This is a genomic window from Pseudomonas sp. MH10, assembly GCF_034353045.1.
Classification (GTDB): domain Bacteria; phylum Pseudomonadota; class Gammaproteobacteria; order Pseudomonadales; family Pseudomonadaceae; genus Aquipseudomonas.
Map to the genome: position 1 here is coordinate 4,420,697 of NZ_CP133783.1, position 21,446 is coordinate 4,442,142.

General features: G+C 58.4%; 21 protein-coding genes and 2 pseudogenes. 13 read left to right on the forward strand and 10 right to left on the reverse strand.

The features are described from left to right. The first annotated feature begins 2 nt into the window (after positions 1-2). Positions 3-977 (forward strand): hypothetical protein, encoded by a 975-nt coding sequence (locus RHM59_RS19835; protein WP_322184771.1) that lies wholly within the window; start codon positions 3-5, stop codon positions 975-977. Further along, on the forward strand, positions 977-1,324 hold the full coding sequence (locus RHM59_RS19840; protein ID WP_322184773.1) for a hypothetical protein: 348 nt from the start codon (positions 977-979) through the stop codon (positions 1,322-1,324). Before RHM59_RS19835 ends, RHM59_RS19840 begins: the two co-directional genes overlap by 1 nt. A gap of 555 nt (positions 1,325-1,879) precedes the next feature. Here the strand turns inward: RHM59_RS19840 and RHM59_RS19845 are convergent. The 6 genes from RHM59_RS19845 to RHM59_RS19870 all read right to left on the reverse strand — a co-directional run bounded on the left by RHM59_RS19845 (position 1,880) and on the right by RHM59_RS19870 (position 7,105). Beyond that, positions 1,880-2,554: a GntR family transcriptional regulator gene (locus RHM59_RS19845; RefSeq protein ID WP_416194823.1), complete on the reverse strand. Its 675-nt coding sequence runs from the start codon at positions 2,552-2,554 to the stop codon at positions 1,880-1,882. A gap of 61 nt (positions 2,555-2,615) precedes the next feature. Next, positions 2,616-3,884: an FAD/NAD(P)-binding oxidoreductase gene (locus tag RHM59_RS19850; protein WP_322285245.1), complete on the reverse strand. Its 1,269-nt coding sequence runs from the start codon at positions 3,882-3,884 to the stop codon at positions 2,616-2,618. Then, positions 3,881-4,117 (reverse strand): (2Fe-2S)-binding protein, encoded by a 237-nt coding sequence (locus tag RHM59_RS19855; protein ID WP_322166262.1) that lies wholly within the window; start codon positions 4,115-4,117, stop codon positions 3,881-3,883. Before RHM59_RS19855 ends, RHM59_RS19850 begins: the two co-directional genes overlap by 4 nt. Continuing rightward, positions 4,114-5,235, reverse strand: coding sequence for an FAD-dependent oxidoreductase (locus RHM59_RS19860; protein ID WP_322285246.1), 1,122 nt, complete (start codon positions 5,233-5,235; stop codon positions 4,114-4,116). Before RHM59_RS19860 ends, RHM59_RS19855 begins: the two co-directional genes overlap by 4 nt. Then, positions 5,232-6,173 (reverse strand): 4-hydroxyproline epimerase, encoded by a 942-nt coding sequence (locus RHM59_RS19865; RefSeq protein ID WP_322184779.1) that lies wholly within the window; start codon positions 6,171-6,173, stop codon positions 5,232-5,234. The genes RHM59_RS19860 and RHM59_RS19865 overlap by 4 nt, the downstream gene beginning before the upstream one ends. Before the next feature lie 194 nt (positions 6,174-6,367). Continuing rightward, complete coding sequence (locus RHM59_RS19870; protein WP_322166258.1) at positions 6,368-7,105, reverse strand: AraC family transcriptional regulator; 738 nt, start codon at positions 7,103-7,105, stop codon at positions 6,368-6,370. A gap of 171 nt (positions 7,106-7,276) precedes the next feature. Between RHM59_RS19870 and RHM59_RS19875 the strand changes: the two genes are divergently transcribed. After that, positions 7,277-8,278: an Ldh family oxidoreductase gene (locus tag RHM59_RS19875; RefSeq protein WP_322285247.1), complete on the forward strand. Its 1,002-nt coding sequence runs from the start codon at positions 7,277-7,279 to the stop codon at positions 8,276-8,278. 82 nt (positions 8,279-8,360) lie between these two features. On the opposite strand, the pseudogene RHM59_RS19880 reads toward RHM59_RS19875, so the two are convergent. Further along, positions 8,361-8,552: pseudogene (locus tag RHM59_RS19880) on the reverse strand (LysR family transcriptional regulator); the annotation flags it as partial. A gap of 15 nt (positions 8,553-8,567) precedes the next feature. On the opposite strand from RHM59_RS19880, the pseudogene RHM59_RS19885 reads away from it, so the two are divergent. The 5 genes and pseudogenes from RHM59_RS19885 to RHM59_RS19905 all read left to right on the forward strand — a co-directional run. Then, positions 8,568-8,777, forward strand: a pseudogene (locus tag RHM59_RS19885) (OprD family outer membrane porin); the annotation flags it as partial. A 283-nt stretch (positions 8,778-9,060) separates the two neighbouring features. Then, positions 9,061-10,245, forward strand: coding sequence for a sugar transporter (locus RHM59_RS19890; protein WP_322285248.1), 1,185 nt, complete (start codon positions 9,061-9,063; stop codon positions 10,243-10,245). Between the two features lie 139 nt (positions 10,246-10,384). Beyond that, on the forward strand, positions 10,385-10,651 hold the full coding sequence (locus tag RHM59_RS19895) for a helix-turn-helix transcriptional regulator (RefSeq protein WP_322166255.1): 267 nt from the start codon (positions 10,385-10,387) through the stop codon (positions 10,649-10,651). Positions 10,652-10,814: 163 nt separating this feature from the next. After that, positions 10,815-11,246 carry a DNA methylase gene (locus tag RHM59_RS19900; protein WP_322166254.1) on the forward strand — a complete coding sequence of 144 codons (432 nt, stop codon included), beginning with the start codon at positions 10,815-10,817 and terminating at the stop codon, positions 11,244-11,246. Then, a complete protein-coding gene (locus RHM59_RS19905; RefSeq protein ID WP_322166253.1) occupies positions 11,243-12,010 on the forward strand; it encodes a DUF72 domain-containing protein in 768 nt (255 codons plus the stop codon). The genes RHM59_RS19900 and RHM59_RS19905 overlap by 4 nt, the downstream gene beginning before the upstream one ends. A gap of 76 nt (positions 12,011-12,086) precedes the next feature. Here RHM59_RS19905 and RHM59_RS19910 read toward each other — a convergent pair whose 3' ends face one another. Next, positions 12,087-12,821, reverse strand: a complete 735-nt coding sequence (locus RHM59_RS19910) for a response regulator transcription factor (protein WP_322166252.1) — start codon at positions 12,819-12,821, stop codon at positions 12,087-12,089. Continuing rightward, positions 12,821-14,083, reverse strand: a complete 1,263-nt coding sequence (locus RHM59_RS19915; RefSeq protein ID WP_322166251.1) for a GAF domain-containing sensor histidine kinase — start codon at positions 14,081-14,083, stop codon at positions 12,821-12,823. Before RHM59_RS19915 ends, RHM59_RS19910 begins: the two co-directional genes overlap by 1 nt. 278 nt (positions 14,084-14,361) lie before the next feature. Between RHM59_RS19915 and RHM59_RS19920 the strand changes: the two genes are divergently transcribed. From RHM59_RS19920 to RHM59_RS19940, 5 genes are read left to right on the forward strand one after another with little or no spacing between them, the layout of a single operon-like run. Further along, positions 14,362-15,384, forward strand: coding sequence for a substrate-binding domain-containing protein (locus tag RHM59_RS19920; RefSeq protein WP_322166250.1), 1,023 nt, complete (start codon positions 14,362-14,364; stop codon positions 15,382-15,384). Positions 15,385-15,431: 47 nt separating this feature from the next. Then, positions 15,432-16,886 carry a sugar ABC transporter ATP-binding protein gene (locus RHM59_RS19925; protein WP_322184787.1) on the forward strand — a complete coding sequence of 485 codons (1,455 nt, stop codon included), beginning with the start codon at positions 15,432-15,434 and terminating at the stop codon, positions 16,884-16,886. Further along, the gene (locus RHM59_RS19930) at positions 16,883-17,869 is read left to right on the forward strand and encodes an ABC transporter permease (RefSeq protein WP_322166248.1); all 987 of its coding nucleotides are present in this window, start codon (positions 16,883-16,885) and stop codon (positions 17,867-17,869) included. Before RHM59_RS19925 ends, RHM59_RS19930 begins: the two co-directional genes overlap by 4 nt. Continuing rightward, positions 17,866-18,828, forward strand: a complete 963-nt coding sequence (locus RHM59_RS19935; RefSeq protein WP_322166247.1) for an ABC transporter permease — start codon at positions 17,866-17,868, stop codon at positions 18,826-18,828. The genes RHM59_RS19930 and RHM59_RS19935 overlap by 4 nt, the downstream gene beginning before the upstream one ends. A gap of 14 nt (positions 18,829-18,842) precedes the next feature. Beyond that, positions 18,843-19,754 (forward strand): SMP-30/gluconolactonase/LRE family protein, encoded by a 912-nt coding sequence (locus RHM59_RS19940; protein ID WP_322166246.1) that lies wholly within the window; start codon positions 18,843-18,845, stop codon positions 19,752-19,754. Positions 19,755-19,824: 70 nt separating this feature from the next. On the opposite strand, the gene RHM59_RS19945 is transcribed toward RHM59_RS19940, so the two are convergent. Continuing rightward, positions 19,825-21,405, reverse strand: a complete 1,581-nt coding sequence (locus RHM59_RS19945; RefSeq protein WP_322166245.1) for an aldehyde dehydrogenase (NADP(+)) — start codon at positions 21,403-21,405, stop codon at positions 19,825-19,827. Positions 21,406-21,446: the final 41 nt, after the last annotated feature.

The window sequence follows — 21,446 nt, forward strand, 5'->3', positions numbered from 1 at the left end:
CCATGTCAAAGCCTTACGCGTTCATCAACGAACAGATGCAGACCTACGCCACCCTCAAAGCCAAACTGGGGCTCAGCGGAAATGCCGGGGCAAAGTTCGACATGCTCAATGCCCACATCCGCAACGCGGTAGTGATGCCGGGGCACGTCATCATTGTTGGAGACGACTCAACCCAGTCTTGTACCGGGGAAGAGGCAGAAATGATGAAACTGGCGGTTCACGTGCGTCAGGGGCTGAGGAATAACGCAGCGGGTGGCGACGGCCATCTGATCAAGAATTATGATTTTCTGCAAAAGCTGCTGGGCTACACCTCCCTTGGAATCGGAGCGTCTACGGGCGCTTGGGGCAACCACCTGAAAGGGGTCGAAAACACCCTTGGCGAAATCGCAACGCTGCACAAACAACTCTTGGGCAGCAATAGTCAACGGGCCAAAAATGCCTTTATCACCCAGCGACGGGTTCTTTTCAGCAAACTTGAAACGCAACTGGAGGGTTTTGCGCGATACGGGACTGGTTTAAAGAACAAAGGCCCTATTAAGAAAATGCTGGGTATCTCCACCAAAAGTTATCTTCACACAGGGGAAATCAAGGGCTATGCGAAAACCTTGAGCGGGGTGGCCAAGGCATCGAAGTTGTTGAATGCCGGTACGCCAGTGGGCATAGCGCTTAATATTGGCTCCACGGCCTTAGAAATAATCGAGGCCTGTTCTGTGGGTCGAGAGGATGAGTGTACTGAGGCTAAGTATGTTGAGGGGGCGAAGTTGGTGGGAGGAGTCGCAACAGGTCTATTTGCAGGTTCGGTTGGAAGTGGTGTTGCCGTGCTTGCGTGCTCGGTGGTTTTTGGAATTCCAACCGGGGGGCTAGGTGCTATCGCCTGCGCCATCGTTGGTGGCGCGGTAGCCGGCTATTATGGCGGACTGGCGGGCGAAGAGCATTTTGCACCGGCGGGTAAGTTTCTATACGAGCATCGACCGTAATGAGTGATCTTTGGTCGGTATTGCCAAATATTATTGTAGTAGTGTGGTCGTTTTTAAATATTGTTTTTATGCTCTATTTAGATGTTAAAAAGCTGGATATTTTAGAAAAATATCTTGAAGGATCAAAATGGGTATTAGATGCGCAGACGGTGTTTGGTGGAGGCATCGTCGGCAGAAATCTTAGGCTGCATGTCGTATTTGGAATAATACTACTGCCTACTCCATGTTATTGGCGCGGTTTAGCGGATAGAGATGCCGGCAACAAAATACCCAAAGCATTAAGGGCAATCGTTCTTGTAGGCTATACATCGTTCCTCATGAATTTTTTGGCTGTTTTTATAGTGTAGGCGTCGGACATCTTATAGTGCTGTCTGGCAGTAAACACGGGACATGCAGGGGCCGACGGCTGCGAGCCGTACGGCTCTGGAGTTTTTGACGCAGTTGATAATAAGCAGCAGCCAATACTGTGGGAGCAGGCTTGCCTGCGAAGAGGCCCTCAATAGCGCCGCTGACGTCAATCCGAAATCTGGGTCGACTGCATCGATGCTTTCGTTGGCAAGCCACAGAGATTTCGGCAGCTCCTGCGAGTTGATAATAAGCAGCAGCCAATACTGTGGGAGCAGGCTTGCCTGCGAAGAGGCCCTCAATAGCGCCGCTGATGTCAATCCGAAATCTAGGTCGGCTGCATTGATGCTTTCGTTGGCAAGCCACAGAGATTTCGGCAGCTCCTGCGAGTTGATAATAAGCAGCAGCCAATACTGTGGGAGCAGGCTTGCCTGCGAAGAGGCCCTCAATAGCGCCGCTGACGTCAATCCGAAATCTGGGTCGGCTGCATTGATGCTTTCGTTGGCAAGCCACAGAGATTTCGGCAGCTCCTGCAGATGGGTGTTAACCGTGGGTTTTCAAGTCTTCACCGGCCGATTCGGCAGGTGTTCATACAAAGTGCGGCAGACGCCGATGATGTGTTGCTCGATCAGCTCGGCGGCCTTATTGGTGTCGCGGTCGCGGCAGGCTTGGATAATCTCGCGGTGTTCGACGTTCGCCCGTTCTTTGCTTTCGCCTAAGGTCATTTGCAAACGCAGGTAGCGTTCAACCTTGTCGTGGATCGAGCGGATCAAGTTAGTCAGAAAAGGCCGCTGCGCCGGTTCATACAAACACGCATGCAGCTCCCAGTTCAGCTCCGCCCAATGGCCGATGTCGTTGTTGTCGAGGAACTCGTCGCAAATCCGGTCGGCGTTGGCAAAGGTGGCTTCGGTCATGTTCGGCACGGCCAGACGGATCGCTTGAACCTCCAGCAGCACCCGAACCTCGAAAATCTGCGCCAATTCCGGTTCGGAGATCTTGGTGACCACCGCGCCTTTGTTGCGATGAAAAATCACCAGCCCTTCGGCCTCCAGACGCTTCAACGCCTCCCGCACCGGGATTTTGCTGACATTGAACAGCCCGGCGATTTCGTCCTGACGGATAGGTTCGCCCTCGGCAAAGTGCCCGACGATGATCGCGTCGCGCAGATGCTTGGCGATTATTTCCGACGCGGTAGGGGTGATCCCCAGATTGGGGGGATTGAAACGAGGCAAGGGCAAGGAAATCGACCACTGGTTTGAAAAGAAAATAGTGTATACGACGTCCGATATGACTTCACAACGGTTGTTCAGCGATCTGCTCATCGGCCATGCGCGCCAAGGTGCCGATTCGTGCGGGACTAAAGGGTGGCCGTGGGGCGGGCGGGGTCCAATCGAACAAATACTCAGCGGCGGCCCCGCACACCCGACCTTGGCAGGCGCCCATCCCACAGCGGCTGTGGAGCTTGGCGTCGGTCCAGTCGGAACTGGCGTGCAAGGTGGCGTAGGGCACGTCTTCGCAACGGCACACTAGGGTGTCCGGCGCCGACAAGGTTTTTAACTGCGGATTCAGCGCGAAGGTTCGGTTCAGCAGGTCAGCAAACGCCTGCCAGTGTTGACGTTGTGGCCACAACGCTTTGGCTTCTGCATGATCACCCACCGCCGCATGGCCGGCGATAGCGCCTTCGACCAAGGCTAACTCGCTGCCACCGAAACCGGTGCATTCACCCGCGGCGAAGTGGTCGGCGAGGCTGCTGGTTTGCCAAGCGTCTACGGAGATTGCCTGATCGACGATCAAGCAGCCCAGCGCCTGACCGAGTTGGATATTGGGAATCAAACCAAAACCACAGGCCAAACGCTCGCAGGCGATTTCCACGGTTTTGTTCCCTTGGTGCACGCGAACGGCCTGCAAGCGATCTTCGCCCAAGGCTTCCACCACATGACCGGAACAACGGTAACGCACATTGATCAGTTGCACGGCTTGCAGCAGTTTGCCTGGCCATTTCGGTAATTGCGCGGCGAAACCCATGACTGCGCTGAGCGGCGCTTGCTCGGCGATGTGCATCACCTTGGCCCCGGCTTTTTTTGCCGAAGCGGCACTGGCCAGCAGTAAAGGACCGCTGCCGGCGATGACCACCGACTGTCCTTGGACCGTCAAACCGCCCTTGATCAGCGCTTGCAAACCGCCCGCACCGGTCACGCCCGGTAGGGTCCAGCCGGGGAAGGGCAGCAGCAACTCTCGGGCGCCGGTGCACAGAATCAGCTTGTCGTACGCCAGTTGCCAGCCACGTTCGGCGTCTTCCAGTAACAGGCTTTTGGGGGCGACGCGGGCGACCACCCGGGTGCCGCTGTAAACCGTTATGTTCGGCGCGTTGCTCAAGGCTTCTCGGTAACGACGGGCAGTCAGCGGCAGGTGCGCGTGGGGGCCGTCGCGCCAAATTTGGCCGCCCGGCAACGGGTTGTCGTCCAGCACGATAATGCGTACGCCACTGGCCGCTGCCGCGAGGGCCGCTGCCATTCCCGCCGGCCCGGCGCCGATGATCAGCAGGTCAATGTGTTCAATCATGGGCGGGTCTCCACCGACATTCCGTTCAGGCACAGGGTTTGGCACGCCAGGCGCCGGCGTCCGTCGATGGTCACCCGGCATTCCTGGCAAATGCCCATCCCGCACAACGGCGCACGGGGTGTCCCGCTGACCGAAACGCGGCTGATGCCATCGGCGGCGATGTAGAGCGCAGCCGCCACTGTGGTGCCGTCCGGAACTCGTACGCTTAGGCGGTCGATGTGTAACTCGATCATGGCGTCGTCCTGACCAGCACCGCCGCAGGGCTGAAGCGCTCCAAGCGAAAAGGGCGCGGATCAAACGCGGGTTTTTCCTTGAACATCTGCGCTGCCAGCACATGAGCGCTGCCCGGCGCAGTGGTCACGCCCAGTCCTTCATGCCCGACCGCCAACCACAGGCCCGGTTGGCGCGGGTGCTGACCCAGTATTGGTAAACCGTCTGGCGTGGCGGCGCGAAAGCCGGTCCAGCTGCGAATAGCATTCAGGTCTTCCAAGCCCGGTAAATATTCCAGCGCGCGCTTGAGCATTCTTGCCAGTACCGGGCCTTCCACTTCGGGGTCCAGGGTGTCGAACTGCCGCGATGAACCGAGGAAAATCTGCCCGGTCGGCCGTGGCTGCGCATTAAACGCCACGGAGGTGCCGGTGTTGGCGTGGGCGCTGCTGATATAGCCCAGCTCAACCAGTTGATGATGAATCTGCACCGGGTAGCGATCGGTGATCAGCAGATGACCTTTCTTCGGCCGAATCGGCAATTCGGGACACAGTTCGGTGGCGTGAATGCCGTTGGCCAAGATCACCGCGTTGGCACTCAGCCAGCGGCGGTCGCTCAGGCGCACGCGATTGCCATCGACTTCGATGACGGTGGCGTCCAGGCGCGTGATCCGTGAGGCATGCCTATTCAGCAGCCAGCGGGCGGCATTGGGCGCGTAAATAATGCTGTCGCCAGTGACCTTGAGGGCACCGACCAAGCCTTTGCGTATCGCCGGTTCGGCGTCCTGCAAGGCGTCGGCACCTAGCAGTTTGCAATCAATGCCATGGGTTTGCAGCGTTGCCATTTTCTGCGCGGCGCCGTGCATTTCTTCCGCGTTCGCCGCCAACCATAAGGTGCCGCAGTTGCGGTACGCGCAGCCGTCATTGAGGTCTTTTGCCCATTCGCGCCATACGCCCACCGAATATTGGCTCAAGGCCAGTTCCGCTGGGTTGTCGTCCATTGTCACCAAATGGCCCATGCCCACCGCTGTTGCACCGCCACGCTGGCTGTCGATGACCAACACGTCCAACCCGCGCCGCGCCAGTTCATCGGCGCAGGCGCTGCCGACGATTCCGGCGCCAATCACAATGACGTCGGCGTTCACGGCCGAATGCCCCAAGCGAATGGATCGTCTTCTTCGAGGATCAGGGTGGCTTCTGCGCTGATGTAAGCCCGGCCACGAATCGTCGGAATAATCTGCGGTTCACCGGCTTTTTCCCACTCATAGCTGCCTTCAAACCGGCTGCCGATCACGCTGGCCTGATGCCAGACTTCCCCCGGTTGCAGCTTGCCGTCAGCGGCAAGGCAAGCCAATTTGGCGCTGGTGCCGGTGCCGCACGGGGAGCGGTCATAGGCCTTGCCAGGGCACAAAACAAAGCTGCGGCTGTCGGCGTGGAGGTCATCGGCGAACAGTTCGATGTGATCGATTACGCCTTCGTCATCGCCGCAAATGCCTTGGTCTTCCAGCGCCTGACGCACGGCCCAGGAATAGGCGGTCAACCCGTCTAAGTTGTCGCTGGCCACGCTTAAGCCGTGGTCAGCGATCAAAAAAAACCAATTGCCGCCCCAGGCAATATCGCCGGTAACCACGCCATGGCCGGGGACTTCAACGTTCACCGATTTGCGATAACGGTATGACGGCACGTTGCGCACGCTCACTGAGCGGTCCTCGTGCAGCGTGGCTTCAACCGTGCCGACTGGTGTTTCGATACGGTGCAGCCCTGATTCGATCCGACCCAAGTGCGCGAGGGAAATGATCAGGCCGATAGTGCCGTGGCCGCACATCCCGAGGTAGCCAGTGTTGTTGAAAAAGATGACGCCCGTGCAGGCCGCGGGATCGACTGGCGGACAGAGTAGGGCGCCCACCAGTACGTCATTGCCGCGCGGTTCGAGCATGGTGCTGGCGCGCCAGTCATCGAATTGCTCAGCCAGAATCGTCCGCCGCTGCGCCATGCTGCCCCGGCCCAACTCCGGGAAGCCATCAATGACCAAGCGGGTCGGCTCGCCGCCGGTGTGTGAGTCAATGACGCTGATGCGTTTCATGGATGCCTACGCCTGCACAGGAAATGTCGCTGCAAGAGTGGCGCGTTAGAGGCCTGACGGCTTGACGGATTTAGTGGGTCTGGATGACGAAATCAGCACAGTGTGTATTCACGTCCTTCGTTGTAAACGCGACCGTGTTCGCGATGGCGTCCGATCAGCCACCGGGTCGCCTGCTTCGCCAACACGTTGGCTCCTTAAAGAAGTCGGTATTGGCTGGGTGACAGGCCGGTGAGCGCTTTGAACTGACGGCTGAACGCGCTGTGATCGGTATAACCGCAGCGCAGGGCGATCTCGGTGATGGGTAAGTCGCCGGTCAATAACTGCGAAGCCGCGCCAAGCCGGGCCTTGTGAATCAACTGCCGTGGGGTCAGTTGGAACACTCGTTTGCATTGGCGTTCCAGTTGCGCCACCGACATCTGGGCAATGGTCGTCAGGTCGGCGAGGCTGATTGGGCGGTCGTAATGCCCGCGAATGTGCGCGTCCACGGCGGCGATTCTTTCATAGGCCGGATGGCTCGACTGTGCCACTTGCAGGTCATGGGAAATGCCCGCCATCCCGATGATTTCGCCGTGGGCGTCACGCAATGCCAATTTGTGAGTCAGGCACCAGCCCGGATGCCGTCCGGGGTAAAGGTGCAATTCCAACTGGTCGCCCAGCGCCACGCCATCACTCAACACTTGCACGTCTTGTTCGGTGTAGAGCGGTCCCAGATTGGCCGGAAAAACCTCTTCGGCGGTTCGCCCCAAAAGCTCGCTTTTTTCCTTCAGGCCGCAACGATGCACCAACGTTTGATTCGCCAGCACATAGCGCGCCTGCACGTCCTTGATGAAAAACACCACGCCGGGCATCGCATCAAGCAACGGCGCGATGTGTTGCAGGCTGCTAGTCAGGCTGGCGAGGTCAGGCAATGACGGCAATTGATCGAGGCGCATGAGCAGGCCCGCATCGGAGGGAGCAGGCAACTTATCGAGTTCGGCGCGTTGCTGTCCACTGGGATTGCAGCGCGGGCTGTGCTGAATTCTTCACGGTGGCTGTGCAAACCGCTCAAGCCAGTCTGAGCCAGAACCGCCAACCTGTTGGTTTTGTTAACCGAGGGGTGTGTGGTGATCTCACTGACGCTGGCTCAGGCGCGTGACCTGGCCGAAAACATTATGCGCACCCACGGTTTTAGCGAAGGCCACGTGCGCACCGTCGCCAACGCCGTCGTCACGGCCGAAGGCGATGCCTGCGCGTCCCACGGATTGTGGCGATTGTTGGGCTGCATCAGTTCGTTGAAAGCCGCAAAAGTGATCCCCGATGCGCTGCCTGAGGTAGCCGACTGGGCCGCCGCAGTGGTCAAGGTTGATGGTCGTGGCGGCTTTGCCGGGCTTGCGTTCGAAGCGGGCATGCCGTTGTTGGTGAACAAAGCGCGCAGCCAAGGCATCGCGATTCTGGCGATCAACCATTGCGTGCATTTTTCGGCGCTGTGGGCAGAAATTGAACCGCTCACGGCGCAAGGTTTGGTGGCGCTGGCTTTTACGCCGAGTCACGCGTGGGTTGCGCCAGCAGGCGGCAGCAAACCGTTGTTCGGCACCAACCCGATAGCCTTCGGCTGGCCAAGGGCGGGGCAACATCCGTTTGTCTTCGACTTCGCCACAAGCGCCGTTGCCCGAGGCGAAATCGAACTGCACCGCCGCGCCGGCAAAGAAATTCCATTGGGCTGGGGCCTCGACGCCCAAGGGCAACCCACCACCGACCCCGCTGCTGCACTCAGCGGCGCCATGCTGACCTTCGGCGGTCACAAAGGCTCAGCACTGGCGGCCATGGTCGAACTCCTCGCCGGCCCCTTGATTGGCGACATGACCAGCAAAGAATCCCAAGCCTTCGACGCCGGCAGTAAATCATCGCCCTACGGCGGCGAATTGGTGATCGCCATTGATCCGCAACGTTTATTGGGCGTTAGCGCTGAAGAGCATTTGTTACGAGCAGAAGCGTTGTTCGACGGTATTGTGGAGCAGGGCGCGAGACTGCCGTCGCAACGCAGGTTTGATGCACGGGCGTTGAGCCGCACGGATGGCGTGCAGATACCGGAGGCGTTGTATCAGGACTTGATGGCGTTGTTGTGAGCGGGGTCGTTTTTTGCAAGGCACCCGGTCTGTGGGAGCAGGCTTGCCTGGGAAGAAGCCCGTAATGGCGTTGCGGATGAGCCATTTTCAGAGGGTCACGCAGCGCCGTTTCCGACAGGACCATGATCGCTCCGGTCGATTGAATTAACTGCTGCATGCCGTACACCGAGCTGCATTCGATGATGTCTGCGGGCGTCGGTAGTCCACAGGGTTACAGCGCCTGATCCAGGCGGATGCGGGCCGGGCTGGTTTCCGGTTGCAGGATCCACCACCAGCAGCAACGGACACCGGTTATGGCAGTTACTACAACGCTGGCGGCAGTGACGCGAAGCATTGGGAGCGTGATGTCGATATGAAATACGTCGTGCAAGGCGCCACCGCCAAGAACCTAGGGGTTCGGCTACGCTGGGCCACCAACCGAGGTGGCGACGGCTACCAGACGGTGGATCACAATGCCGATGAATACCGGGTCATCGTCGGCTATCCCATCAACGTGTTTTCAGCGTGGGCGGACCCGGAGCCTTGGTCCGTTTTTATTTCTATCCCTCGTACACCGCTCGTCACTCGGTCCTTCTAGACCGGGCATATCGTGTTGTGACAACGTTTGCAGCCGCGTAGAATTCGCGGCATCTCGCAGCACCCCCTCATACTCATAATATTTTGCTCACTCTATGCACTGCCCCGGCAACCAGCCTCGGGCGGCATTTTTGTGCGCAAGACTTTTGAGCGTTGAAGGGCGGCCGCTTTAATCAATTTTCGACTTGAGGTTTGTACGGCATCCAATGAACAGCATCCTGGACGCTCGCACCGGCAGTTGGCTTAGCGTGATCGCGCTGGCTCTCGCAGCTTTTATTTTCAATACTACCGAGTTCGTTCCGGTCGGGCTGTTGAGCGCAATCGGCCACAGCTTCGACATGACCACGGCCCAGGTCGGCCTGATGTTGACGGTTTACGCGTGGGTGGTGTCCCTGACGTCACTGCCGATGATGCTGCTCACCCGCAACATCGAACGGCGCAAATTGCTGGTTTTTGTCTTCATGCTGTTTATCGCCAGCCACATCTTCTCCAGCATGGCGACCAGCTTCAGCATGCTGCTGATCAGCCGCATCGGAATCGCCTTCGCCCACGCGGTGTTCTGGTCGATCACCGCGTCCTTGGCCGTGCGCGTAGCCCCACCGGGCAAACACGTACAGGCCTTGGGTCTATTGGCAACCGGCACGTCGTTGGCCATGGTGCTCGGCATACCGCTGGGTCGCGTGCTGGGCGAAGCGTTGGGCTGGCGCACTACGTTTCTGGCGATTGCCGTCGCCGCCGGCGTGACCGTATTGTTCCTGATCAAATCGCTGCCGCTGCTGCCGAGCCAGAACTCCGGCTCGCTAAGAAGCCTGCCAATCCTGTTCAAACGCCCGGCGCTGGTATCGCTGTACGTCCTGACTGCGCTGGTGATCACCGCGCAATTCACCGCCTACAGCTACATCGAACCCTTCGCAGAAGTCGTCGCCCACATGAGCGGCGAGATGACCACCGTCCTGTTATTGCTGTTCGGCGGCGCCGGCATCCTCGGCTCAGTGGTCTTCAGCCGCTACAACAACCGCTTCCCGAAAGGCATGTTAATCACCGCCATCGGCGCCTTGGCCCTGTGCTTGATGCTGCTATTGCCTCTCTCCGGCAAAGCCTCGTGGCTCGCGACCATGAGCGTGGTCTGGGGCATGGCAATCATGTGCTTCGGCCTGGTCATGCAAGCCAAAGTATTGGCCATGGCGCCAGACGCCACTGACGTGGCTATGTCCCTGCACTCCGCCATCTACAACATCGGCATCGGCGGTGGTGCGCTGTTGGGCAGCATGGTGATTAGCCAATTGGGGATTGCGAATATTGGCCTGGTGGGCGGATTGATCGCGGTGAGCGGGTTGTTGGTGTGTTGCTTTGCGACGTATCGGTTTGGGGAGAAGGCGTTGCGGGCTTGAATGGGTAGCCTTCAGGCTACAAAAATTGATATTTTGGTTGTTTTTGATGCTCTAGGGCTACAGTTAAAAATTGCGTGCTTGTGCTCCGTGGGCTACATTAATTACCTAAAGGTAATATTTTGATGCCCAGAGGCTACCGATGAGTACGCTATTCGATGTCGCAGAAATGCTCAAAGAGGCCAGAAGCGAAGCCAAGCTAACCCAAGCGGTTTTAGCCACTCGTGCCGGCGTTGCTCGTTCAACCGTAGCGCGCATGGAGACGCTGGCGAAAGGAGACATGAGCGTCTCTGCACTGGTTCGTTTGCTTGAGGCCGCCGGGTATGACTTGAAAATGGTCAGGTCCGGTCATCAGCGCACGGTCGAAGATATCCTCGCTGAGCAACGCAGTGAGGGCTTTGGCCAATGATTCTAATGACAGCCCCCGCACTCGCTGTCGCAAAAACCAACAAAGCGACGAATTCAACTATTTCAGCCAGAAGCAGTCCATCTCTCGTAGAGGCCCAACGCCCCCCATTCACTGTGTAAACGCTCACAGCTTATGAGGCGTCTGAGCGACAGAGGACAAAGAGATGAACAAAACAATCAGCGCCGCTGACTTAGGCATCGACCTCAAAGAAGGCGGCGAGGGAGCGCTGTTCAAGTGGTTCATCGCCAGTTTTCTGATGGGTAAACGCATTCAGGCTGACATTGCCGCGCAAGCGTATCGAGTGATCATCGAGCAACATGATCGAGATACACCTCTTAAGCTGGGTCACTGTAGCCATCGAGAGCTGGTTGCGATGTTGGGCCAAGCGCATTACGTGCGTTATGACGAGACGACGGCGGACCGTCTAAGCGCGCTGTGCAAGAAACTCAATGATGAATATGCCGGCAAGATCGGGAATATCCAGGGTGCCAGCGACAACCGGATGGAGTTTGAAAAACGCATGGCGGAGTTCGAAGGCGTTGGCCCGAAGACCGTTGAGATTTTCATGCGCGATGCAGGCGAGGTGCTTTATTGAACCCTGCACCGCAGGTCTACATTGGCTGCGCGGGCTGGAGCCTGCCGCGTCAGTCTTGGCCGGCATTTTGTACGCAAGGCACACATTTACAGCGCTATGCCTCTCAACTGAATGCCGTCGAAATAAACAGTTCGTTTTATCGCCCACATGCTCCGAAAACCTATGCGCGCTGGGGACAATCCGTGGCGCCCGCCTTTCGATTCTCGGTCAAGCTGCCCAAACTGATCACCCATGAAAAACGCTTGCGAGAATGCGAGCGCTTGCTAGACGACTTTCTGGCGCAATGCACCGAGTTGGGCGGAACGCTGGGTTGCCTGCTGATTCAGTTACCGGCCTCATTCGTCTTTGATGAGGGCATCGCGCGGGTATTCTTTGGTGCGTTGCGTGAGCGATACACAGGATTCGCCGTACTGGAACCGCGCCACGAAAGTTGGCGAGAGGCCGAAGACGTGTTGGTTGGGTTTAAGATTGGTCGTGTTGCCGCTGATCCATCACCGATCGCTGGCGGCAATCTTCTAAGTGGCTGGACAGGCATTCGCTACTGGCGCATGCACGGGTCGCCGCGCATGTATTACAGCAACTACGACGACGATCGATTAAGCGCGTTGGCGCTGGAACTGCAGCATTCGGCACAAGACAGTGTGCCGAACTGGTGCATCTTCGATAACACCGCTCAAGGCGCTGCGATCGGCAATGCCCTCGCGTTAAAAGCGCTGATGCGATTGACCCTTGTCTCAACCGACAACCCTGATACTCAGCTGTAGCCCACTTGTTGGCGAGGCGGCATGACAGTCCGTCTCAAGCTCTCGCCAACCAGGCTCCTACAGTTCGTTTATAAAATCAGTAGCCGTGCCGGGGGTCGCTGATCCATTGCTGTAACTCCGCTTCGGCCTGTTCCAACGCGTTGCGATTAAGTAATTTCCGCAGCAGTGCGATGCTGACGGCGCGTGCTCTGAGGTTGAACGCATGATTACCCCAAGGGGTGTCAGTTGGCTGGTACACCCCGAGCTTTTCGTACAACTGCTGCAACCGGTTTTGCACGCTGCGCAACGAAAGGCTGCGGCGACTGGCAATCGCGCGGTCTGTCAGCCCCAGTGCGATGTCTTGCAGGACTTCATACTCAGTGTCGGATAAGCCTAATACCTGATCCTGGGATTTTTGCTGCACCCCGCGTATCTCGCGATCAATGACACATTGTTGTTCGATAAACAGACTGCGCAGCGCCAACCGTAGCCGCTCCTCAGAAGCGGTCTTGAGCACATAGCCATAGGCCGCGCCCTCTGGAACGATGCGTGAGATACCGCGCACATACGCTTCATCCGCGTAATTGGACCAGAACAGGATCGAGGTGTCGGGGCGATCTTTCCAGATCGTCTTGGCCGCCTCTACTCCGGTGCGTTTAGGCATCTGCAGATCCATCACCACTGCCGAGACGCCGTGCTCATGGGCCAGGCGCTCGCCTATTTGTCCGTCCTCGGCCTCCAGCAAACGCGTGCATTCAGGTAGCGCCTGTTCAATCACTTCCTTGAAGAACGCGCGGTGCACGGGGTCATCTTCTATCAACAAGACATCCATCAGGCGGCTTGCTCCGGGTCAATGAGTGGGTCAGACAGCGGCAGGCTGAGGCGAACGTGGGTTCCCTTGCCCTGCGGGCCGCTGTTGATCTGCAGCTGGGCGTCGAGCAGTTGGGCGCGTATCTGCATGTTCTTGATACCGCCGGTATCCAGCAGATTGTCGCGATCCAGCCCCAGGCCATCATCGACAATGGACAACTGCAGCCGGTTGTCCACAAGGCTGATGTCAATGTCGATGGAGTCCGGGTAAGCGTGTTTGATCGCGTTGTTAACGGCTTCCTGGACGATACGGAATAGCGCAATTTTCTGCGGTTCCGCCAGTTTGTTGGCCTGCCCGTCGGTGTTGTCGCGCAGGTGTGTGGCGATGCTCAAACCACTGTTGCGCACACTGCGTAACAACAGGTCCTCCAGTCCTTCCTCGAAGCCGAACAGCTGGAGCACTGTGGGCTTAACTGCGTCGATGATCATGCGCAGCTCCTGCATGCTCTCTTGCAAGGCTTCGCTGAGGGGCTGCAAGTCGCGCCCCGACAGCGTATCAACCAACGTCAGACGAGCGATGCGCCGATGCAGGCGTGTCATGTCGGCCAGTGTCTGATCGTGTAAATCCATGCCAATGCGCTGTCGTTCGTTCTCCAACTCCTCGGTCAAGCGCAGAGCGCCCACGCGAAGACCTTCTTCCCGGGCACGGATCTGGGTTTCGGCAATCGCCAGCTTTTTCGCCTGATCGGTCTGACGCAATGCATAGAGATAAGACGCCAGCAAGTCGGCCACATGCTGGGTATGGTGCACGTCGTCAAGGGTGTAGTAATCGGCTGTGTGTTTCGAGCAACTCAATGCGCCAATGATTTCGCCCCGCGCGCGCAACGGTACGTGGAGTCTGCTGCGAAGCTGGGCGTCGAAAATAGGGGTGTTGTAGGCGTCGGCAAACTGAAAGCGTGGATCAGTCATCGCGTCCTTGCTGAGGATGAACGGTTCCTCCCCCAGCAACAGCGCGCGGATAGGGCTTTGCACGATCGGCAGCGGGTGATTGGCGAAATCGCTCCAGGCCGTGTGTAATCCGGTTTCATAAGCGTGCAGGTGATTTTCACCGTCGAGCAGCAGCAAGCTTACGTCCAGATGGTCATGGGGCAGGATGATGCGTATTTCCTCGGAAATCGCATCAATCATCGATTGAAAATCCAGTTGCCCGGCCAAGGCCCTGGAGATGCCGAGAAAGTGATGGAGGACATCCTCGGCCTGAATGTGTGGTCGTTGCACGGTCATGCACCTTTATTCTTGTTAGCCCCACCATACGCGCTATCGATGACGGCTGGCACGCCCTACGCTGTGGTCAGCAGTCTCTGGGTGAAGAGTTACAAGGTCTCGCACGGAAGTTGCGTGATCCCGCATATTAAGTGCGGTGTTTCGCGCCATGTCTGCAGTGATGGTCACAGACGCTGGTTGCAGGACGGTGCAGACTGGGCCCGAACGTGCAGTAAGCCGGTGAGCACCGACCAATCGGGGCCGCCTGAAACCCAAAAAATAATAACAAAGGTTAATCCATGAAAACCCACCCGCTGCGGTGCGTGCTTCTGTCGAGTGCGCTGTTACTGTTCCCCTTCATGCAGGCGCAGGCCGATACGGCCGATAAAACCATCGCCTTGTCCAATAACTACGCCGGTAACTCTTGGCGTCAGAACATGCTCAGCAGTTGGAAGCAGACCACCGACGCCGCCGTCAAAAAAGGCATTATTTCCTCGGCAGACTCCTTCACCACCGGTGAAAACCAGGCAACCGAGCAAGCGGCACAAATCCAGAATCTGATCCTGCAGGGCTACAACGCCATCGTCGTCGACGCGGCGTCGCCCACCGCCCTAAATGGCGCCATCAAACAGGCCTGCGACGCGGGCATCATCGTCGTTTCGTTCGACGGCGTGGTCACTGAACCCTGTGCCTATCGCATCTCCATGGACTTCAAGCAAAGCGGTGTCGACCAGATGGACTATCTGGCCAAGCGATTCCCTGGCGGCGCGAATGTGCTCGAGGTTCGTGGTCTGGCGGGCGTCTCCGTGGATGAACAGATTCATTCCGGGATTATCGCCGGTGCGCAAAAACACCCGAACTTGAAAATCGTGGGCTCGGTCAACGGCAACTGGTCACAGACTGCCGCGCAAAAAGCAGTGGCAAGCATCCTGCCAAGCCTGCCCAAGATCGATGCGCTGGTGACTCAAGGTGATGACGGTTATGGCGCGGCCCAAGCTTTCGCTGCGGCGGGAAGGCCGACGCCGACGATTGTCTTCGGCAATCGCGAAGAAGAGTTGTCGTGGTGGAAGAAGCAAAAAGACGCCAACGGCTATCAGTCTTTTTCGATTTCCAGCGCCCCGAGCATTTCCAGCCTTGCGTTCTGGGTTGCCCAGCAATTGCTCGATGGCAAAAAAATGCCCCATGACTTGTTGTCGCCAGCGGTCAGCGTGACTCAGGACACTCTGGAGGCTTCGCTCAAGGGCCTTGAGAAGGGCGGGATTCTCAGCCAGGCGTACAGCGTCGATGACGTCGCCACACTGAAAAGCCCATCCGCTCAATGACCAACGCATGCCGCGCCTAGGTGCGCGGCAATGCCGAGGAGAATGTCATGACTACCCTTAAACACGCGCTGGTGACCTTCAAGGGCGCCGGTAAATCCTTTGGCGCCGTGCGCGCCCTGTGTGACGTCGACCTGAGTGTTCAGCCCGGTGAATGCTTGGGATTGATCGGTCACAACGGCGCGGGTAAATCGACCTTGATGCAGGTCTTGGCCGGGACTCTTGAGGCGGACTGTGGGGCGTTGCTGGTCGGCGACGAGGACGTGCGCTCCAGCTATGGCGTACACGTGGCACGCAAGCACGGTATTCGCTGTGTGTTTCAGGAGCTGTCGCTGTGTCCGAACCTTAGCGTCGCTGAAAATACCCGACTGATGTCACCGGCCATTCGTGGATGGGGGTGGCGACGCAAGGCCAGGGCGCTGATTGAGGCCAGTCTTGATGAGATTTTTCCGGGCCATGATATTCAGGCCGACGACATCGTCGCTGAGTTGCCGATCGGCAAACGCCAGATGGTCGAAATCGCCCGGGCGTTCGTCCGGGTCGATGAGCGCCTTGACTTGGTGATCCTCGACGAGCCCACGTCGTCGCTGGACTCGCGCGTTGCCGAACAACTGCTGCAATTCGTCCGGCGCTTCGTCGGCGTTGGCGGCAGTATCGTCTTGATCAGCCACATTCTTGGAGAAATGCTCGACACCTGTGACCGCATCGCCGTCATGCGTGATGGCCGTGTCGTGGAGATTCGTGCAGCGAGCGATTTTACTCACTCCTCGCTTGTGGAATGCATGGGCAGCGCTGCAAAGGAGACTGCCGATCAGCAGGTGTTTATCTCGCGACGCCTCAACAGCACCCCGGTGGTCGCGCAGCGTCCAGCCCGTCAAGCCAACGCCCAGACCGTCGATGCACATCCGGGGGAAATCGTCGGCTTGGCCGGGCTTGCGGGGCACGGTCAAAGCCAACTGCTGATTCAGGTGCTGCGCCAACGTATTGCCAGCGGGCAAGGGGCCTCGTTAGTCGCGGGGGATCGACAAAGTGACGGCGTGTTTGCGATGTGGTCCATCGCCGAGAACATCACGATCAGCTCAATAGGCCATCTGAAACGCGGGGCCTTGATCGACCCGAATGCAGAGCAGGCCATGGCTGAAGAATGGCAAAAACGCATGGGTATTCGCACCCCCGATATTCGTAATCCGATCATGTCGTTGTCTGGGGGGAACCAGCAAAAAGCCCTGTTCGCCAGAGCACTGGCGTCCCACAGCGAGTTGATCCTGATGGACGATCCCATGCGTGGCGTCGACGTTGGCACCAAGCGCGAGGTGTATTCGATCATCGCCCAAGAGGCTGCTAAAGGCCGCACCTTCATTTGGTACACCACTGAGTTGGAAGAGCTTGATTATTGCGATCACATCTATGTTTTTCGTGATGGCCAGGCAGTGCTTGACCTGCCGCGCAGTCAGTTGAGCGAGGAGCGGATTCTTCGCTGCTCCTTCGAGGAGCAAACGGCATGAATGCATCCACCCCTCTTCCGCTGAAGGGCTCTGCCCTAAAAGCATCTGGATTCAACCGCGCACGCTTGCTGCGAGGCGCATTGCCGGGGGTGTCGCTGGCGGTGCTGCTGATCACCATTTTCATCATGCAGCCCAGGGCGATGAGCTACATGGGCATGAACCTGATGCTCAATCTGGCAGTGCCCATCGCCTTCGCCACCATCGCGCAGATGCTGATCATCACCGTCAACGACCTGGATCTGTCGCTGGGCAGCTTCATCAGTTTTGTGGCCTGCGTCGCAGCGACGTTGCTCAACCAGCACCCGGTGCTTGGCTGTCTGGCGTTGCTGGGGTGTATCGCGGTGTACGCGTTGTTGGGTGCGCTGATCCATGTGCGTAACTTGCCCTCCATCGTCGTGACATTGGGCATGTCTTTTATATGGATGGGTGGCGCCGTGTTGTTGTTGCCGGCGCCGGGCGGAACTGCGCCTCAATGGCTTCAAGGTTTAGTGCGCATCAAGACGCCGGTGCTGCCGTTCGCGATCTTCGTCTGTGTGGCGTTAGCGATTGGGGTGCATCTCTTTTTGATGCGCTCCACCTTGGGCGTCGTGTTGCGAGGTGCGGGCGGCAATCCGTTGGCAATTGCCAAAGCGGGTTGGTCCCTGCTACGGATCAAGCTGACGATGTATGCACTGGCCGGTACGTTTGGGGTGTTCTCCGGTCTTTTTCTGGTGGGCCTGACCACCTCGGCCGACGCCAGCATCGCGCTGCGTTACACCTTGTTGTCCATCGCCGGGGTCATCCTCGGTGGTGGTGAGTTTGTTGGCGGGAGGGTGTCGCCCACAGGCGCAGTGTTAGGCGCACTGACGCTGGTGTTGGCCGGCTCGTTGCTGTCCTTCATGCGCATTTCCCCGGACTGGCAGATCGGCGCCCAAGGCGCGATTTTGATTCTGGTTTTGGCCCTGCGCACGTCCGTCAACCGCCTTGAGGCTCGCCCACTATGAAGACTGCTCCCTTTCTGACTACGGTCATGAGCAAGCCCTGGTTATGGTCGTTTTTGGCGGCGCTGCTGATATGGATCGTCACCATTGCCTTCACCGGAGGCCAAGGCGCGGGTTCGCTGTTGTCGGGCGCACTGAGCTTCTCGGCGTTCTTCGTCATCGTCGGCATTGGTCAGATGTTTGTGATCACGACCGGCCCCGGCAACATTGATTTGTCGATCCCGGCCAACATTGCGCTCAGCGGAGCCATCGGGATGAAGTTGATGGACAGCCAGTCCGGTTTAATCTGGTTGGGTGTGCTGGGCGTCCTCGGGGCAGGGGTGTTGATTGGTTGCGCCAACTACACGCTGATTCGACTGCTGCGCATCCCACCGATCATTGCCACGTTGTCGGCCAGTTTCCTGTTGCAGTCCATGGCAATTGCCTATGGCCGCAGCGTGCGTATCCAGCCGCCGGACATTTTCTACCAGTTCTGCACCGGTCACATTTTGGGGGTGCCTTATTTGGCGATCAGTGTCGTGCTGCTTGCAGTGGTCATGGGGTACGTTCTGACGCGCAGCGTTTACGGTCGTTGGACCATCGCCATTGGTCAGAATCCCCGTGCTGCGGAACTCGCGGGAGGACGTGTCGACCGTATCCGTTTTGCGACCTACGTCCTCAGTGCGGTTTTCGCCAGCGTGTGTGGCCTGCTCTTGGCCGGCTTCTCCGGTGGGGCTTCGTTGAGCATGGGCGATGAGTATTTGCTGGCCTCGATTGCCGTAGTAGTCATCGGCGGGACATCAGTGGCGGGCGGTTTTTCCAACGTGCCGGGCATCTGGGGCGCAGCCCTGTTTCTCTATCTGCTGGTGAGCATGCTCAACACCTTCGGTGCCAGCGCCGGGGTGCGGCTGATACTCACCGGTCTGATCATCATTGCGGTCATCACCGCTGTCAGTGGCCGCAAATCGGCGCGCGCTGCGTGAATCAAGGTACTTTCATGTGTGAACCTAAGTATGAATTCATCGATGAGCGCTTCCGCGCATTAACGGTGCCTAACACTCAGCTTGAGCAGCTGTACAACCAATGCCGCTGGGCCGAGGGGCCGGTCTGGTTCAACGACGGTGGCTACCTGCTGTGGAGCGACATTCCCAACCAACGTATTTTGCGTTGGACCCCAGAGCAGGGCGTGTCGGTGTTTCGTCCAGACTCCAACTTTGCCAACGGCAATACTCGCGATCTTCAGGGAAGACTGGTCACCTGCGAACACGGTACTCGGCGCGTGACCCGGACTGAGCCGGATGGAACCATCAGCGTGATCGCGGACCGGTTCGAGGGTAAACGTCTGAACTCACCGAACGACGTGGTGGTTCACCGTGACGGCGCCATTTGGTTCACCGACCCGACTTACGGAATCATGAGCGATTACGAAGGCTACAAGGCCGAGCCGGAACAGGCGGGGCGCAACGTCTACCGTGTCGATCCGAATACGGGCGAAATTCACTGCGTGGCCGCTGATTTCGTTCAACCCAACGGGCTGGCGTTTTCGGCCGACGGCAACACCCTGTACGTGGCGGACTCGGCGCGCACCCACGACCCGGCCGCCCCGCATCACATCCGGGCACTGGATGTGCTGGACAATTGCCGGTTAGGACGCTCGCGGGTATTCGCCGAGATCGAACCAGGGATTCCCGACGGCTTGCGCGTCGATGTACAAGGCAACGTCTGGACCAGCGCGGGTGATGGTATTCAATGCTTTGCCGCCGATGGGACGTTGCTGGGCAAGATAGTGTTGCCGGAGAAAGTCGCCAACCTGACCTTCGGCGGCCCACGCCGCAACCGCTTGTTCATCACCGCCAATACCTCGCTGTACATGATTCATGTGGCGGTGGCAGGGGCGCAGATGCCGTAAACCGAATCGCTCCATTTCAATAATAAAAAACCGCCCGAAGGCGGTTTTTTATGGGCTGCGCTAGTTAATCTTAAAGCGCGCTGTCCGTGTGTTGGCCATCGACCAAACGCTGAATGCCCAGCGGATTGGCGTCTTGCAGGGCTTCGGGCAGGAGCGCATCCGGGTAGTTCTGGAAACACACCGGACGCAGGAAACGATCTATCGCCAAGGTTCCCACCGACGTGCCGCGCGAATCGGACGTTGCCGGGTAAGGACCACCATGCACCATGGTGTCGGTGACTTCGACACCGGTCGGATAGCCGTTCAACAGGATCCGGCCGACTTTCTCTTGCAGCAGCTCGGTCAACCAGCGGTATTCCAGCAATTCGTCGGCTTCGCCCAGTACGGTGGCGGTCAACTGGCCGCGCAGCCCGTTGAGCGCTGCGACCAGTTGTGCCTGATCGGCCACTTCAATGAGGATGGTGGTCGGTCCGAACACTTCTTCCTGGAGCAAAGCGTCGCCTTCCAGCAGCAAGCTGACATCGGCTTTGAACAGTTGCGGCTGCGCCTGTTTGCCTTGTTGCGGGCTGCCCGCCAGATGTTCCAGGCCTGGATGGCCATGCAGATGTTCCAAGCCTTTGCCATAGCTGCTCAGCGCCCCAACGTTGAGCATGGTCTGGGCAGGTTGATCGTTCATTTGAGCTGCGAAACGTTGCACAAACGCACTGAACTCAGGCGACCGAATTCCGATGACCAGCCCGGGATTGGTGCAGAACTGTCCGCAACCCAAGGTCACCGAGCCGGTCAGTTCGTTGGCGATGGTTTCGCCACGTACTTTGAGGGCCTGAGGAAGAATGATCACCGGATTGATGCTCGACATCTCAGCGAACACCGGAATGGGCTGAGGCCGCTCTGCAGCCATCTTGCACAGTGCGTTGCCACCTTTGAGCGAACCGGTGAACCCCACGGCCTGAATCGCCGGATGTTTGACCAGCCACTCACCAACGCCGGAGCCATAAATCATGTTGAACACGCCTGCTGGCATGTCGGTGCGTTCTGCTGCCCGCACAATGGCATCGGCGACCCATTCAGCGGTAGCCATGTGTCCGCTATGGGCCTTGAACACCACCGGGCAGCCGGCCGCAAGAGCAGAGGCGGTATCGCCACCGGCGGTGGAAAACGCCAACGGGAAATTGCTGGCGCCAAATACCGCGACCGGGCCTACGGCGATGCGGAATTGACGCAGGTCCGGGCGCGGCTGGGGTTTGCGATCCGGCAGGGCACGATCAATGCGTGCGCCGTAAAAGTCTCCACGGCGTAACACGTTGGCGAACAGGCGCATCTGGCCGCTGGTACGGCCACGTTCTCCCTGAATACGTCCGGCAGGCAAAGCAGTTTCACGGCATACGGTGCTGACGAAGTCGTCACCCAATGCATCCAGCTCGTCGGCGATGGCATCGAGAAATTCAGCGCGCCGGGCGGCCGGCAAATTGCGATAAATCGGGTAAGCGGCGCTGGCTGCTTTGGCTGCTGCGTCAACCTCGTCCTGAGTAGCCTGGATGAACACGCCTGACAGCGCTTCGCCTGTTGTCGCATCGAAACTTTGCAGCTTTACGGTGCCAGCGGCGACGCGCTGACCGCCGATATAGCTCTGACCGAGAATCTGAGTCATGACAGGGTTCCTGAGGAAGTGATGAATTAGTGAGACTCGAC